General features: G+C 40.6%; 11 protein-coding genes. 1 reads left to right on the forward strand and 10 read right to left on the reverse strand.

Going from position 1 to position 16,529, the window contains the following annotated elements; genetic code table 11:
- Positions 1 to 303 precede the first annotated feature (303 nt).
- From BLS16_RS06285 to BLS16_RS06315, 7 genes are all read right to left on the reverse strand, one after another.
- Positions 304 to 1,734 carry a sigma-54-dependent transcriptional regulator gene (locus BLS16_RS06285; protein ID WP_092331297.1) on the reverse strand — a complete coding sequence of 477 codons (1,431 nt, stop codon included), beginning with the start codon at positions 1,732 to 1,734 and terminating at the stop codon, positions 304 to 306.
- A 3-nt stretch (positions 1,735 to 1,737) separates the two neighbouring features.
- The gene (locus BLS16_RS06290) at positions 1,738 to 3,870 is read right to left on the reverse strand and encodes a sensor histidine kinase (protein WP_092331300.1); all 2,133 of its coding nucleotides are present in this window, start codon (positions 3,868 to 3,870) and stop codon (positions 1,738 to 1,740) included.
- On the reverse strand, positions 3,867 to 4,814 hold the full coding sequence (locus BLS16_RS06295) for an ABC transporter substrate-binding protein (protein ID WP_242876219.1): 948 nt from the start codon (positions 4,812 to 4,814) through the stop codon (positions 3,867 to 3,869). The genes BLS16_RS06290 and BLS16_RS06295 overlap by 4 nt, the downstream gene beginning before the upstream one ends.
- A gap of 480 nt (positions 4,815 to 5,294) precedes the next feature.
- Positions 5,295 to 6,824 carry an ABC transporter ATP-binding protein gene (locus BLS16_RS06300; RefSeq protein ID WP_092331305.1) on the reverse strand — a complete coding sequence of 510 codons (1,530 nt, stop codon included), beginning with the start codon at positions 6,822 to 6,824 and terminating at the stop codon, positions 5,295 to 5,297.
- A 12-nt stretch (positions 6,825 to 6,836) separates the two neighbouring features.
- The gene (locus BLS16_RS06305) at positions 6,837 to 7,856 is read right to left on the reverse strand and encodes a BMP family lipoprotein (RefSeq protein ID WP_092331307.1); all 1,020 of its coding nucleotides are present in this window, start codon (positions 7,854 to 7,856) and stop codon (positions 6,837 to 6,839) included.
- 29 nt (positions 7,857 to 7,885) lie between these two features.
- On the reverse strand, positions 7,886 to 8,821 hold the full coding sequence (locus BLS16_RS06310) for an ABC transporter permease (RefSeq protein WP_092331310.1): 936 nt from the start codon (positions 8,819 to 8,821) through the stop codon (positions 7,886 to 7,888).
- Positions 8,806 to 9,924, reverse strand: a complete 1,119-nt coding sequence (locus BLS16_RS06315) for an ABC transporter permease (protein ID WP_092331312.1) — start codon at positions 9,922 to 9,924, stop codon at positions 8,806 to 8,808. The genes BLS16_RS06310 and BLS16_RS06315 overlap by 16 nt, the downstream gene beginning before the upstream one ends.
- Positions 9,925 to 10,568: 644 nt before the next feature.
- Between BLS16_RS06315 and BLS16_RS06320 the strand changes: the two genes are divergently transcribed.
- Positions 10,569 to 12,794 (forward strand): acetyl-CoA hydrolase/transferase C-terminal domain-containing protein, encoded by a 2,226-nt coding sequence (locus tag BLS16_RS06320; RefSeq protein WP_092331315.1) that lies wholly within the window; start codon positions 10,569 to 10,571, stop codon positions 12,792 to 12,794.
- 106 nt (positions 12,795 to 12,900) lie between these two features.
- Here the strand turns inward: BLS16_RS06320 and BLS16_RS06325 are convergent, their stop codons facing one another.
- Genes BLS16_RS06325 through BLS16_RS06335 form a run of 3 tightly spaced genes read right to left on the reverse strand, consistent with a single transcriptional unit; the run spans position 12,901 to position 16,443 of the window.
- Positions 12,901 to 13,833 carry an ABC transporter permease gene (locus BLS16_RS06325; RefSeq protein ID WP_034599894.1) on the reverse strand — a complete coding sequence of 311 codons (933 nt, stop codon included), beginning with the start codon at positions 13,831 to 13,833 and terminating at the stop codon, positions 12,901 to 12,903.
- Positions 13,830 to 14,915 carry an ABC transporter permease gene (locus tag BLS16_RS06330; protein WP_092331318.1) on the reverse strand — a complete coding sequence of 362 codons (1,086 nt, stop codon included), beginning with the start codon at positions 14,913 to 14,915 and terminating at the stop codon, positions 13,830 to 13,832. Before BLS16_RS06330 ends, BLS16_RS06325 begins: the two co-directional genes overlap by 4 nt.
- The gene (locus BLS16_RS06335) at positions 14,896 to 16,443 is read right to left on the reverse strand and encodes an ABC transporter ATP-binding protein (RefSeq protein WP_092331320.1); all 1,548 of its coding nucleotides are present in this window, start codon (positions 16,441 to 16,443) and stop codon (positions 14,896 to 14,898) included. The genes BLS16_RS06330 and BLS16_RS06335 overlap by 20 nt, the downstream gene beginning before the upstream one ends.
- Positions 16,444 to 16,529: the final 86 nt, after the last annotated feature.

The raw sequence follows: 16,529 nt of genomic DNA on the forward strand, positions 1-16,529 counted from the left end.
ATTCCTTAGGTGAAATAGGGGTTGTAGGCTGTTCCTCCGGTATGAATTCCCTTTAAAGCTTGAACCTTGGATTAATAAGCCAATTTCAGAGGACTTTTTCAGTCTGTATAAATAAGTACTTTCTATGGATAAATTGTTTAAAAAGAAAAAAATGGCTCGAAAAGCCATTGTTATAAGCAGAAATATTCCATATTCCTATCAATACGATTGCCATCTAAAGATTTTTTGCTAACATCACCTATCGCCTAAACATGACATAATGTCACGGTGACACATTGTCACGGAAGAAACCGTGACAATGTGTCACTGCACAATGTCGTCATTACCATAGGATTCGATTTTACGGTATAGATTTCTGACACTGATACCAAGAAGCTTTGCTGCTTGTGCTCTATTACCCTCTACTAACTTGAGTGTAGAAAGAATGTATAGTCTTTCAACCTCTTCAAGCATGGGGTAACCTTGTTTTTGAATTTGTGATAGACATTGCACAAATTCTGATTCACATACTTTTTCCTGCTCACTCGGGGCTCTTTCTTGAAGAGTACCTTTATATTTCTCCGGCCATATATCTTGTGGATAAATAACACTACCAGAGGCCAGAATCTGACCGCGTTTTATTAAATGAGCAAGTTCGCGAATATTACCGGGAAAGTCATAATCTAACAATATTTCTTTAGATTTCTCGGATAATACATAAACAGCCTCAAAACCATCTCCCGGACTCACTGTGGATGTCTTCAGAAAATAATCCGCAAGAAGGAGTATATCGCTCTTACGTTGGCGAAGAGTCGGAACATCTAAAGAGATAGCATTTAAGCGATAAAACAAATCCTGGCGAAACCTTTCTAGATTCATTTCATTTTGCAAATCCCGGTTAGTGGCTGCAACAATCCGCACATCAACTTGGCGCAGTCGATTATCTCCCACTCGCCTAAATTCCCCGGTTTCCAAAAAGCGCAAGAGTTTAACCTGAATGGATAGAGGCATTTCCCCGATTTCATCTAAAAATAAAGTACCTTGATCAGCCATTTCGACAAGACCTATTTTTTTACTTCCTGCTCCGGTAAATGCACCTTTTTCATGGCCAAAAAGTTCACTTTCAATGAGAGTTTCGGGAATTGCACCACAGTTTATGGGGATGAAAGCATGGTCAGCACGGTTACTCCAAAGATGAACAGCACGAGCGATAAGTTCTTTGCCACTCCCACTTTCTCCTCTAATAAGAACAGATTCATCACTCTGGGCTACTTTTCTAGTAATCGCTAAAAGGTCTTGTATTAAAGGGCTTTCCCCTATGATCTCTATTCCTGGGGCTTGACGATTGAGAACTTCTCGCAGGCCTTTGTTTTCAACAAGCAATTTTCGTTGATCACAGGCTTTTTGAAGAGATATTTCCAGTTCTGCTAAATTACAAGGTTTAGTCAGATAATCAAAGGCACCTAACTTCATTGCCTCAATCGCAGATTCAATGGTTCCATGCCCAGTTAGCATAATGATTTGCACATCCGGCTGCTGGACTTTGATTTGTTCCAGTAAATCAAGTCCGTTGCCATCAGGCAGCTTTAAGTCTAGAAGAACCCCGTCGAAAAGATTTTCCTTACAAAGGTCTAAACCCCCTTGAATTGTTCCTGTTTCGAAGACCTCATACCCTTTTCGTCTTAATCGTTTGCTAATGACGGAACGCAACTCAGCTTCATCGTCAAGGATCAGTATTCGATGTTTATATATCAATGCTTAACCACCTTTATAAGCAGGCAAAGTAATACTCACAGTAGTCCCTTTACCTTCAGTACTTTCTATAATTAAACGTCCATTCATTCGTTGTACTATCCCATAACTAACAAACAAACCCAAACCTGTCCCTTGACCCACCGGTTTGGTAGTAAAAAAGGGATTAAAGACATTTTTCAATTGACTCGGGGGTATACCCTGGCCATAGTCTTTGACTGTAAAGCAAATACTTTCATCAGTACGATAACTCTCTATTTCAACTTGGGAATTAGCTGGTGAAGCGTCCAGAGCATTTGATAAAATATTCAACACCACTTGTTGCCATTCATTTTCATTACCTGCAATATAAAGGCCAGGGTTCAGCTGTTTTTTAAGAGTTATAAATTTTTGCTTTGCTTTATATTCTGAAAGCTTAATCACCTGGGAACTTACGGCTCCAATATCCATCATGCTAAAGGAATGCTGTCGCTTGCGTGAAAATTGCAGGAGTCCATCTGTAATTTGCTTACAGCGAACAATTTGCTCTGACGTAATTCTTAAGCTCTCTTTGATTTCGTCTATGTCTACTTTATTCGGTTCTTCATTTAAGCAATCCAGCAGTTCCTCACTATAGGCTGATACTATCGCTAAGGGATTATTAATTTCATGCGCAATTCCTGATGCTAAAAGCCCTAGTGACGCCATTTTATCCGTTTCAATAACTCTGGACTCCATCTCAACCTGTTGTGTAACGTCTTCCAGTATAATTAGGTATTCTGCTCCTTCACTATTCTCACTTGGGATTTGATAGTGTAACTGCCTAAGATATTTCCGTTCCCCGTTTAGAACGAAAGAGTTTAACCGTCCACTTTGGAGAAATGAACAATCAAAGTCTTCTTCACCTTGAACAATGTCTTCACAGGAATGATTAAAATAATTAATCTCCCCGAACCATTCCGCAAAGGTTGGGTTCCACCATATAATTTGTTTTTGGCCATTTAACAAAACCATTCCTGCCCCAATGCCATCGACAACCGTTCTTAAAAGCTCCTTTTCCGCTTTAATGTTTTGATTCTTTTCATCTAACATTGCCATAAGTTGCTTAAACGAGTAGGCTAGTCTACCAATTTCATCTTGAGATGAATAGGGAATATCTGCTTGTAAGTCCCCCGTTACCTTAATCTTTTTGACTTGGGTTTCCAGGTCTTCTATGGGCTGTACAAGCTTTAATCCAAAGACAATACTTAGTATCGTCACCACCGCAATGGTTAGGAATAAAACTCCCCCCAAATTCCTGGCAAGTTCATAAATCGGCTCGTATGCTTCATTAACAGGCTGTTCGATAAATACTCCCCAATTAGGTTTAGCCACCCGAGCAAACGATCCAATGACTTTCCCTCCTTGATCACCTGTATACTCATTAGGAGGCTCCTCTCCAGTCAAAAAACTACGAACCGCTGGATTTTCCCTGATATCTTCTTGGCTCAAAACCCTGCTAAAATCCGTATGACCAATTAAGGAACCCTCTTCATCGACAAAAAAGACATATCCCTTATGCCCTATACGAGTATCTATATATTGATTAATCATTAGTTTTAAGTCAGCCTTAGCTTGAAGATATCCCAGGTGTTCACGAGTTTGCGTATCCCTTATTCCCAATGTGATAAAAAATTGCGGTCGTCGATCTTTAGAGAAAAAAACATCACTCACAGTATAGTGTTCAGGCATTGTTTCCGGCCCTACGTAGTCAACATTTGAAACAATACCATCTGCTATAACTTCCCTCCGGGAAACTTGAACTAAAGCATTTAAATTTTTATCTAAAATCTTAATATCTTCTAAATAGGGTTCTTGACGCAATACAATATTTAGGATTCCCTCTTGTTCTTTGTCCTTTCCTTTAATCAGGACAGTGGAGTTCACATCCGTAAGATTAGCCAAACTCTCGACAATATTTGTAATTGAAACTTGAAGCTTTGTAGCTATGACCATAGACTTTTGTATGTTTTGTTCTCTAATACTATCTTTAAATTTGTATCTCACTGTGTTAAACGTAGTCAAGGAAATAAACACCATGGGGATGATCGACATTAAAATTCCAAAAACTAAAACTCTCGTTTTAATACGCTGATTCCAAGGCGTCTTTCCCGCTTTCACTGATAGCCTCCTTGTCCGATAACTTTATCTGCAAAATATATATATGCTTCTTCAAGAGAAATTCCTAATTTTTGCGCAACCTCCAGGTTAACCGTAAAACTTAACTTTTCCGCTGTTTCAACAGGGATAGACTTAGGAGAATACCCCATTATGATTTTGTGTACCATATGTGCGGTTTGAGCACCTTGATTGTAATAAGACGTCCCGTAAGAAGCAATACACCCTTTTTCTGCATCACTAGGGTAGACTCCAAATACCGGTAGGCCCTTTATTAACGCATAACTTGCTATCGCCTTTGTATGGGTTTCCAAAAACAATCCCGGCATAATAAGGAGAGCTTGGCTAGTTTTGCTAATTTCATTGACGATTCTAGGAATATCTTGTTCCATTGAAATATCATACATTTTGTAGCTAATATTTAACTCCCGAGCAGTCTGCGCAAGCCCCGGTTGAGAATCTTGAAATAAATTTGTACGCCCATCTCCCAGAACCGCAACTTCTTCAACATGAGGTATTAACCGTTTAAGCAGATCAAGCCTTTTGGCAATGAGTTCATAATGATAGTTATTAAGTCCAGTAACATTTGTCCCCGGGATTGCCTCGCTTTCTACTAAACCAATTGCTATAGGAGAAAGTGCTCCCATGAAAATTATCGGCGGGGGATTGTTAAGTTTAGCTACCGTTTTTGACAGAGATCGTGTCTCTCCTTCTCCAGAAGCAACTAGTACATCAAATTTCTGGGATACTAACTTCTCAGCAAGTTGATCCATTTCTGCGTAGTCATTTGGGGCAGTCATTACCTCATAAACAACATCTTTTCCCTCTTGATAATTTAAGTTACTGAGTTCGTCCCTGAGACCCTCAAACTTCTCTAAACGATCTTCATTTTGAGATAGAACACCAATTCTAACAACTTTCTCATCAGCAATTGATACTTTACTCATATAAAAACCCGCTCCAACCAAGTACAATATATAAATAAAATAAATAACACGTCCCATATTCAAAGGCCTCATCTCAGTTTAATTATTATCTTTGATTAAACATAATAGTTTAAATCTCCTTCATTGTAACAGAGGCAGGAGAATATAGCACCACGGATTATATTTCAAATATTTTAATATAAATTAAAGAACTAAACTAATTTCTTAAATTATTACTTATAAAGGCGATTTAATTTTTTGATTTATAAATTTGACCTTTTGTTAATAATGAACTATTTCAACGAGTCTTTCTACTAGTAAAGAAATTCTTACCCATAACTTCTCCCTTATCCTTTTAAAACGTCAAAAAAGAAGGATAGTTTCATCGACTAACTTCCTTCTTTTTTCTTAGTAAACAATTCGAGGTTGAAAACAGCTCCCTTAGAGACCAATAAGCACTCTAAGGGAGCTATCTTTGAACTGCTTCTTTAGTAAAAATTTCTAGTTCAGGAACTGAGAGTCCTGGGCAATACCAGCCATCAGTAGACCCATAGTACGCTCATCAGCTTGCTCAACAGGTATAACCTTCATAATCTTACCTTCGTACAATACTGCAATGTTATCACAAATACTAGTCAATTCCTCAAGATCCTCAGAAATCAACAAGATTCCAACTCCATTGCTTCGGGCCTCTAAGAGTTTGCTGTGTAAGTATTCAGTCGCACCAATGTCCAATCCTCTTGTTGGATAAGCAGCTATTAAGGCTACTGGGTTTCGGGTTATTTCCCGAGCCAATACTACCCTTTGGATATTACCTCCAGATAGTCGTGCTGTAGGAGTTTCTAAATCCGGAGTTTTTATGCCGTACTTTTCCACTTGAGAAGAACTATGGGACATAATTTTTCGGTTTTGAAGTAGTGAATACTTGGCAAAAGGCGATCGGTGATGATCCTTTAGAATAAGGTTTTCCCAAATGCTAAAAGAAGGAATGGTGCCTACATGAATTCTATCCTCTGGGATATAGCCAAGACCTTGCTCTATGATTTCAGCTGGCGACATATTAGTGCTGTCTTGGCCGTTCAGAAAGATATTGCCAGAACTGAGTTTTCTCAAACCTGCAATCACTTCCGCAAGCTCTTTTTGTCCATTTCCGGAGACTCCGGCTATTCCCAATATTTCATTTTCTTTTATCTGAAGAGATACTCCTGCCAAAGCTTCAGATCCCTTATCTCCTTTTGCATGAACCTGCTGAAGGTCTAAGACTATCTTTCCCGGGGAATACTTACCTTCTCTTCTACAGGGAGCCATTTCTCTACCTACCATCAACTTGGCTAACTCTTCTTGAGTGGTTTCTTGAGTTTTGACATTTGCGCATACTACCCCATCTCTCAATACAGTAACTCTGTCACTTAGTGCCATAACCTCATTAAGTTTATGACTTATTAAGATTATTGAGTTTCCCTGTTGAGCCATGTTTTTCAACAGGAGGATCAATTCATTGGATTCCTGGGGTGTAAGTACAGCAGTGGGCTCATCAAGAATTAACAGGTTTGCTCCCCGGTACAGCGCTTTTATAATCTCTACTCGCTGTTGTTCCCCTACACTTAACTGCCAGACAAAAGCATCAGGATTAATTGCTAAACCATATCTATCGGTAATCTCTTTAATTCTTTTAGCAGCCGTTTTTAAATCCACAAAGAATCTTTTGGATAACCCCAGAATTACATTTTCACATACGGTTAAAGTGGGAACCAACATAAAATGTTGATGCACCATGCCGATCCCCAGCTCGATAGCCTCACTTGGCGAATTAATCCTGACTTGTTTACCGTTAAGCAAAATCTCACCAGCATCAGGTTGATAAAGACCGTAGAGGATATTCATCAGAGTGGTTTTCCCTGCTCCGTTTTCACCAAGAATGGCCAGTACCTCACCCGCTTCTAATTGGATATTGACCCTATTGTTACTTAGAACTCCAGGAAAACGCTTAGTGATTCCAGACATCTCTAATTGTTTAATCTTTTCAACCATTCAATTCACCCATTATTTCTTAGGTAGTTCCACCTTTAGTTTTCCGCTAATGATCTCTTGTTTAGCCGTTTCTACAGCAGCCTTTACTTCAGCTGGAACTTTATCAGCTAATTTTTCGTTATACTTAAATTCAATAGTTCCGTCAGCTAAGGTCAGGGTCAAGTGTTGTCCGCCCAGTGTACCTTGCTTTCTCAGGTCAATTATTTTGTTCACTACTTTTTCCCAATGATAAACTTGGGAAGCTAATACGTGGTCAGGAGCAATACTGCTTTGATCCATGTCTGTCGAAAGCCAATAGTTTCCTTTTGTTTCACCAATAGCTCTGACAGCTCCTACAGCTTGCTGTGAAGACCCGGTAATAATATCTGCACCGGCACTCATCTGAGTCTTGGCGAGATTACCAGCTCCCACAATGTCATTGAACGAGCCCGTATAGGCAATTCGGGTTTGAACATCAGCTTTACCCTTCGCAACACCTTGCTGAACACCATAATTATACTTAACAGCATCTCCGGACTCTACTGGCCCAACGATTCCAACAACTCCTGATTTGGTCATTTTTGCTGCCAATATTCCTAAGAGGTAGCCTCCCTCTTGCGCTTGGGGATCATAGGCAAAAATGTTCGGTTGAGTCGCAAAACCGGTTCCATAAGCAAAGGTTGTTTTTGGAAAGTCCTTAGCTATATCGTTTAAAACACTTTGGTACTGAGAACCATGAGCAAAAATAATTTCATACCCTTGGGTTGCATACTGACGGATAGCTGCCCCTGCATCCACAGCATTACCGAGTTTTTCACTGATTGCAACTTCTACTTTGTCTTCACCCATATTTTTCTGTACAGCTTTTAAACCCTCAACCATGGATTGGCCCCAAGCCATATCATCAACAGTAGCAGGAAGTACAAGAGCAATACGGATTTTTTCTGCGTCGGTTTTCTGGGGAGTTGTTTCAGTAGCTGGCTTGGCAGCACAACCTGAAAAGGCTAATATAGTAAGTGCAGCCAAAATAAGAGATAATACCTTTTTCTTCAATGTTTTCTCCTCCTTCAATTTTATTATGATCAACCTCTGGTTCCGCGCTCATAGGGCTTACCAAGGGCTGCTGGAGCCCAGACGCGTCCATAGGAGATTGCTAGAGCAATTATTGTTACCATATACGGCAGAATAACTGCCAGCTCATAGGGGAAATTGATGCCTAGGACTTGAACCATACTTTGGAAGGAATCAGCCATACTAAATAATAGTGAACCAAGCAGAATACCCCAAGGACTCCAACGACCAAAGTAAACAAGGGCTATGGCTATAAAGCCTCTGCCTGCAGTAATATTGTCTGCATACATATTAGCTTGCCCTATTGTCAAAAAGGCTCCTGCTAGGGCAGCAAGCATCCCGCCTACGATCAAACATTGATATCTGATTTTTACAACACTCACACCTAAAGTGTCTGCGGCTTCCGGTTTATTGCCTACTGCACGTACATTTAGACCCCAGCTCGTCTTATAGAGTATGATTCCAGACAAGGGTACCAGCAAAAAAGCGGTATACACCAAGACATTATGATTAAAGAGAACTTGCCCAATCAGAGGTATATCACTCAACATAGGGATTGCTATAGGCTTTAGTCCATCAATGGAAGTTACCCCTCCTACATAGAGCCGAAATAGCAAACCTGATAGCCCCCAGCCAAACATATACAACCCAATTCCACTTATTCCTTGTTCAGCCTTAAAAGTAACGCTGACAAAGGCCATTATTAATCCCATAAGTGCTCCAATGGCTAAACTTACGATGATTCCGAGTAGTGGACTCCCTTGTTGAAGTGTCGCAAAAAAACCTGCGAAAGCTCCCATCATCATAATACCTTCCACCCCGAGGTTATAAACTCCCGACCGTTGAACAAACATTTCACCTAATGCAGCTAAAAGAAAGGGGGTTGCCAGGCGGACTCCGGTGGCTAGTATAATTATAAAAATATCAATACTCATGAATCCTTCCATTTACTTCCCACCTCCCCTATCCACTTTTGTCCCAAAAATTTTGCTTTCAATTTAACGATAGAATCTGGGTTTCTCAAGAAGTAATCACTAGATACAACAAACAAGACAACCAATCCTTGAATGACCATAATCATAGCTGCAGGAATATTGACAGCCCTTTGCATCATATCCGCGCCTACAAGCAAGGCCCCAAACAATATCGAAGCAGGAATAGTACCTAATGGATGCAGGCGACCGAAGAGTGCAGCAACAATTCCGCTAAATCCATACCCTGCAGACAGACCTTCTAAAGAACGATGATGTACACCTGTTACTTCTACAACTCCGGCAAGGCCTGCCATTCCTCCAGCCATGGCCATGGCTAAAACTAAGTACCATTCTACTTTTATGCCTGCATACCTGGCAGCTTCAGATCCGGCACCAACCGCACGCAAACGATATCCACGGCTTGTTTTCCACAAAAATATATATACAAGCACTGCCAAAACTAGAGCAAAAATAAGTCCGGAGTGGATTCTAGTTCCTGGTACAAGTCGGCTAAGCCAGATTTGCTCAGGAATTAATGCTGTCTGTGGTACACCTGTACCGTAGGAAACCTCTTTTGGATCAATCAATGGCCCCCTAATAAGAAACAGATATAACTGTAACGCAATTTGGTTAAGCATTACAGTACTTAGTATCTCATTGACAGATAGACGAGCTTTGAGCCAACCGGCAATACCACCCCATATTGCACCACACGCTCCGCCTGCCACAAATACAGCAGGGAGCAGAATCATTGCAGGTACATCTGACAAAGAAGTCCCGACCGCTGTTGCTCCAATGGCCCCTGCCAGAATTTGACCCTCTGCTCCAATATTGATAATCCCACTGCGAAAGGAAATAACAATACCTAATCCCACCAATAGCAGAGGAACTGTCCTTACTAAAGTTTCGGTTATACCAAATTTATCACCAAGCGGCCCTGAAAACATTACTCCATAGGCCTTTATAGGGTCTGACTTAGCTAAGATAAGAAATAGGGCACCTACTAAAAGTGCTCCCAATAAGGCTAATAGTAAGACAATAATTTGTTTAAAGACCCCATTGTGTTTTGAACTCAAGATATGCAACTCCATCCTGTCAGGAAATTGTAAGTCTTCTAAATATACTACCTTAGTTTAAAGATGACTCATCTAATGAGGAAAAAATTCACCTCCTCCTCCAGAGAACTAGTCAGAGAAATGAATATTGAAGTTTACCATCTACTCGAGCTATAATAACTCTCCACATATGGAACTCCCTAAACATATGGAATCCTGATAGAACAAAAAAAGCTTCATAGAGACATAAAAACCTCTATGGAGCCTCCATTCTAATGATTACCAATTATATTATCAACTTAACAAAATTGCAATAATTTCTTATTATACCTAAATTTATCCTTGGCATTCATGATAAAGCAAATCATATAATATTGTAAGTAATCTAAAATATATAAAATTTATGGACAATTTAGATTATTGTTATTACATTTATAAGCAGTATATGATAGAATTTACCTGAATGAATTATCATTCAGGTAAATTCCTTTTTTTGGTGTTATTTATTAGGAAGAACGCCGTAAACATTCATAGACAAATTAAGATTGGAGGGAAAGTTGATTCTTGAATAGTCCCAATTTATAAAATGTTCATAAAGTAATTAGCAATAGTCTGGAGCTGCTCTCATTTTCTGTAATTTGTTGAAATGGTAGGTGAACTATTCAATGAAAGAAAACTCGGGAATGATCTATGACGATGTTGAAAAGTGTGTCGATGAAGTTATTAACTACATCGGCAAGGATATAACCTTTTCTATGACCCTGGCCTTAGGCAAACCGGTACGCTTTATTAATGAACTATACAAGCGTGCGAAAAAAGACCCGGAGTTAAAACTCAAAATTATTACTGCTCTTTCTCTTGAGATTCCTAAGGGCAGTTCAGAACTTGAAAAGCGTTTAATGCAACCAATAATGGACAAGGTTTTTGCAGGAGTCCCTGAGTTTGAGTATATGAAGGATTTTCGCGCTGGAACCTTGCCAAAAAATGTCGAAATATTCGAATTTTACTCCAAAGCTGGCAGTTATATAAATAATCCTGTTGCTCAGCAACGTCATTTGTCCTCTCATTATACGCACGTGGTTCGAGATGCTTTAGCTCTTGGCACAAATGTTTTCGGGGAACTAATATCCTACAGAGAAATTAATGGTAAGACTATGTATTCTATGGCCTGTAACCCGGATATTTGTCTGGAAACTGTTCGTAAAATGAGAGAACTAAGGGCCATCGGTCATAAATTAGTGATTATAGGGGAAGCCAATAAAAAGCTGCCCTTCATGTATGGTGATGCAGTTGTTGAGGCAGATGCCTATGATATCATTCTTCAAGGTTCAAACTTCGATTATGAGCTTTTCTGCCCTCCCAAGGATTCTGTTGCCCTCAGCGATCATATGATTGGGATTAATGTCAGCCCTTTGATCAAAGATGGTGGTACTATCCAGGTGGGGATTGGAGCCCTCGGGGATGCAATTGTTTCAGGACTTATTTTGCGTAACGAACATAATGCTATCTACCAAGAAATCTTGGAGAAAGCTGGTATAAAAAGACGATATGAAAAGTTAATAGCTGACTGGGGCGATACTGGCACCTTTGAAAAGGGCCTCTATGGCTCATCAGAGATGTTTGTTGATGCCTTTATGCAAATGTACAAAAAAAAGATTTTGAAACGGAAAGTCTACGAAAGTATTCCCCTTATGAAACTTATCAATGAGGGCAAACTAGATCCTGATTGCATTCCTCTTGACATCATAGATCAACTCATTGAAATCAAAGCAATTCATAGGAAAATTAAAGCCCAAGACTTTGAGTTTCTTACAGAATTCGGAATCCTTAAACAGGGACTCTCCTATGATCACTATACTATTATTGATGAAAACACCAGATACTCGGCAGATATGAATGAGGAGAAAAATCGATTAGAGATTAGAAAACTACTGGGCAAAAAATTGCTCAAAGGTACAGTGATTCTGGGCGCCTTCTTTTTGGGACCTAAAGCCTTCTATAAAGACCTCAACGAAATGAGTGAAGAAGAAAGACAGCTCTTTGCAATGTCCGCTGTTGAGAAAGTCAACCAGCTTTACGGAGGAGAGGAACTTCGTACTCTACAACGTAAAGATGCTCGCTTTATAAATACAGGGATGGTCGCTAGTGTTTTTGGAGCTATTGCTTCTGATCAACTGGAAAATGGGCAAGTCGTTAGCGGAATTGGCGGGCAATACAATTTTGTAGCGATGGGTCACGTCTTACCAAAGGCACGGGTCATAATTATGATAAAAAGCACAAAAGGATCCGGCAAAAACCTCAAGTCAAATATAGTTTTCAATTATGGCCATTGTTCAATACCGAAACATATGAGAGATATCGTAGTTACTGAGTATGGGATCGCTGACCTTCGCAGTAAGCCAGAAAGCGAAGTTATTGCTGAAATGATTAACATAGCTGATTCAAGATTTCAGAACAAGTTACTTGAAAAAGCAAAGAAGGCGGGAAAACTCCCCCAAGATTATGAAATACCTGCAGAGTATAGAAATAATACTCCGCAAAAAATTCAAGCTTTGCTAAAACCTTATCAATCTCAAGGCCTCTTTCCTCAGTTCCCGTTTGGCACAGAGTTATCAGCGCTTGACGTCACTCTGGCCGGAGCAATGAAAGGCATGAAGGCACTAGCAAAAGGAAACATATTGAAAATGGTTAAGGGAATCCTTAAGGAATTGCTTAGACCCATTCCTAATTCAGCTCAGCCCTACATTGATCGAATGAATCTAGCCCGCCCTGTTTCCATCAGCGAAAGATTCATGAGAAAGATGGTCGTTTTTGCCCTAAGGAATGCTAAGGTACTTCAAGCTTCTGAACAACATCCAGTTTCAATGTCGAACCGGGTAGAAGCAAAATAATCAAGATCCAAACAACAGCAGAAACACGCCAATGAGCAAGCTATCAAAGCTATCCTCATTGGCGTGTTTCTGTCGTAGAACCTTCTGTTAAGAAGGCATAAATATGCTACCTTTCCTCTCGGTCATAGGATAGACCTAACGCTCCGGGAGCAGTCAATCGTCCTTTTTGGCGCGCAACAACAAAGACTAGGATTAAGACTGTAAATAGATAGGGCAACATTTTCAAAAAGAAAGGTGACATTTGAATACCTAATACTTGTAACCGGAACCCCAGGGCATCGATTCCACCAAACAGATAAGCACCCATGAGAGCTCTCCAAGGATTCCATAACGCAAATATTACAAGAGCTACTGCGATCCATCCTCTTCCTGCTGTCATGTTTTCTAGCCAGCTAGGAGCATACGCCAGGGATAAGTATGCGCCACCAATTCCGCCTAAGGCACCACCAACGACAACATAAATATATCTTAGATAAAAGACATTTAAACCCAGAGCGTCCATAGCAGCAGGATTTTCTCCCAGTGCTCTGAGATTTAAGCCCGGTCTAGTATGAAACATAAAATACCAGATTGCAACAACCAAAATATAACTAATGTACACTAACGCATCATGTTGGAACAATATTGGACCAATGAATGGTATATCCCCTAATGGACCTAAAGGGATAACCTCAAATGGCTTAGGCACCGGAATACCAATATACTCCTTCCCCAAGTACCCGCTGAGTCCAGTACCGAAAATTGTTAAAGCTAAACCGCTAACGACTTGATTAGCTCGAAGCGTTATTGTAAGGAAGGCATGAATTAAAGCTAAAGCTCCACCGGCCAGCATCGATGCTAACAAACCATACCAAGGATTACCTGAGGTTACTGCCATCATAAAACCTGACACCGCACCGACGAGCATAATGCCTTCAACTCCAAGGTTGATGATTCCAGCCCGTTCAGTAATAAGTTCACCTAGTGCAGCATAGAGAATTGGCGTACCAGCAATCACTGAAGCTGCCAATAAAGGGATCAAGAATTCTTGAATGCTCACTTGCTTAATTCCTCTCCTTTCTGGCGAATCAGTTTTAACCGATAATTCGTAAATATTTCGCCTCCAAGGACAAAGAAGAGAATCGCCCCTTGCAGCATTGTAGCTACGGCAGCTGGGATACCTTCCACTTGGACTGCATATCCTCCTACCTGTAACGCCCCAAACAATACTGAGACTATTAGAATTGCGACTGGGTTAAGCTTACTTAACCAGGCCACAATAATAGCGGTATAGCCGTATCCTGGACTGATTCCATGTTGAAGCTTGCCAATAATACCACTAACCTCAGCCATACCTGCCATCCCTGAAATTGCCCCGCTAAGAAACATTACCAGTAATATATTGCGTTTAATGTTCATCCCAGCGTACCGGGCTGCACGTTCACTTGAGCCAATTACATTAATGCTGTATCCCCAACGAGAATACTTAAAAACAACAGCTAAGAGAACTGCCAATCCCAGAGCAAAAAATAAACCAGCGTGGATGCGAGAATCACCCAAACCAGGCAACCTGGCTGCTTCAGAAAAGGATGCAGAAATGGGGAAATTTGATCCATTGGGATCCTTCCAAGGACCATATACCAAATAATCCACCCACAGGATTGCTACGTAATTTAGCATTAGCGTTGTAATGATCTCATTAACCTTCCATATAGCTCTCGGGATAGCCGTCAAAAGCGCCCAAAGTCCACCTGCAATCATTCCGAGAATGAGCATTCCCGGAAGCATAATATAGGCTGGAAGAGAGGGCATAGTCAAAGGCAGCCATGAGGCAGCCATAGCACCCATGTAAAGCTGACCTTCGGCACCAATGTTCCACAGCTTCATTTTAAAAGCCAGCGAAACACCCAAGGAGGTCAACATTAGAGGAATGGCCTTAACCATTGTTTCTGTAAGTCCATATTTCGATCCCAAACTATCTACAAACATTAAAGAGTATACGTCCAGAGGATTTTCTCCGGTTAAAACTAAGAATATCCCTCCTAATAACAGGGCCAGCAGCACGGATATTAAAGGGATGATAAAAACCATTACCGGCGATGGAGTTAAGCGTTTCTCTAGTTTAAATGTGAGCCGGTTCATTCTCATTCACCCTTTCTCTCGCGGAGCAGGAACCTGTCATCAAAAGCCCTACCTCTTCCAAGTCTGCTTGTTCAACCGGAAAATCTCCTGTTAACTTACCGTCGAATACTACCCCAACCCGGTCTGCTAATTTGAATATTTCGTCGAGGTCCTCTGATATCAGTAAAATCGCTGTCTTACGTTTCTTTAATTCTAATAATAGTTTGTGAACCGATTCTGTTGCACCAATGTCTAATCCTCTCGCCGGATAAATCACTACCATCAGTTTAGGCGAACTGGATATTTCTCGAGCTAGCAAAAGCTTCTGCAAGTTTCCTCCTGACAGTACTTTTACAGACTGGTGCAAGCTTGAAATCTTAACTTGGTACTGTTTCACCAAGGTTTCAGCGTTACGCTCTACTGCTTGAGATTTCAATAACCAACGCCCAGAGAACTCAGGTTGATGATATTTTTTTAAAATAAGGTTCTCTAAGGCATTTAGATCCGGCACTAGTCCCATACCTAAGCGATCTTCAGGTACATAAGCAACCCCTAGGTCAATGATTGTTCGGGGGGAGAGATTGCTTATATTCCTGTCGTTTAATAGGATTTTTCCACTCTCAACACGACGCAAGCCAGAAATGACTTCCGCCATTTCCCTTTGTCCATTGCCTGATACACCAGCTAAGCCGAGGATTTCACCTTCGCGTACACAAAGACTCATTTCACGAAGGCAAGGAAGACCCATGTCATTTAAGGCATTTACCTTATCCAGTTGCAGTACGACCCCACCCACAGGAGAAGAGTCTCTATCATACTTTGAGGCCACAGCTCTACCGACCATCAGACGAACCATCTCTTTAGCGTTAATCTGGTCACGTTCTAACACGCCAGCAAACTTTCCCTGTCGCAACACTGTAACTCGATCTGCAATCGCCTCAACTTCATTTAACTTATGAGTTATAAGCACCACTGCACAACCTGCACTGGCCATTCTGCGCAAATTTTCAAACAATTCGTTGGCTTCCTGAGGAGTCAGAACAGCGGTTGGTTCATCCAGTATCAACACTTTAGATCCCCGATAGAGCATGCGAACGATTTCAACTCGCTGTTTTTCTCCAACCGAAAGCTGCCACACCTTAGCATTTAAGTTGATCTCTAGCCCATACTTTTTCCCAAGCTCGTTAATCCTGGCTTTAAGTTCCTTATTGGAAAGAAAAAAGGAATTTCCTTTTTCACCTAGGGTAATATTTTCTGCCACAGTAAAGGGTTCAACTAGTTTAAAGTGCTGATGAACCATACCAATACCACAAACTATGGCATCCCTAGGAGAACGAAATTTCTCTTCTGCTCCGTTAACCAAAATTTTGCCCGCATCAGGCTTATATAACCCGGCTAAAACGGACATTAAAGTGCTTTTCCCCGATCCATTTTCCCCTAATATAGCATGAATTTCTCCAGGGTTAATATCAAGGTCAACATTGTCATTTGCAAGTACACCTGGGAATTTTTTCACGATTCCCCGTAATTGGATTAGGGATTGGTTCATATTAGTTCCCCTCAATTCACAAACAATTTCCGGCAATACTCAGAAGAATTCTTTAATTAGAGATTATACTTCAAGGTCACTTACGC

The organism is Desulfosporosinus hippei DSM 8344, from assembly GCF_900100785.1.
Classification (GTDB): Bacteria; Bacillota; Desulfitobacteriia; order Desulfitobacteriales; family Desulfitobacteriaceae; genus Desulfosporosinus; species Desulfosporosinus hippei.

What these genes read in the sequence shown, in the direction of transcription:
- BLS16_RS06295 (WP_242876219.1), bottom strand. Translation starts at nt 4,814, where the DNA reads ATGAGTAAAGTATCAATTGCTGATGAGAAAGTTGTTAGAATTGGTGTT.
- BLS16_RS06300 (WP_092331305.1), bottom strand. Translation starts at nt 6,824, where the DNA reads ATGGTTGAAAAGATTAAACAATTAGAGATGTCTGGAATCACTAAGCGT.
- BLS16_RS06310 (WP_092331310.1), bottom strand. Translation starts at nt 8,821, where the DNA reads ATGGAAGGATTCATGAGTATTGATATTTTTATAATTATACTAGCCACC.
- BLS16_RS06320 (WP_092331315.1), top strand. Translation starts at nt 10,569, where the DNA reads ATGAAAGAAAACTCGGGAATGATCTATGACGATGTTGAAAAGTGTGTC.
- BLS16_RS06330 (WP_092331318.1), bottom strand. Translation starts at nt 14,915, where the DNA reads ATGAACCGGCTCACATTTAAACTAGAGAAACGCTTAACTCCATCGCCG.
- BLS16_RS06335 (WP_092331320.1), bottom strand. Translation starts at nt 16,443, where the DNA reads ATGAACCAATCCCTAATCCAATTACGGGGAATCGTGAAAAAATTCCCA.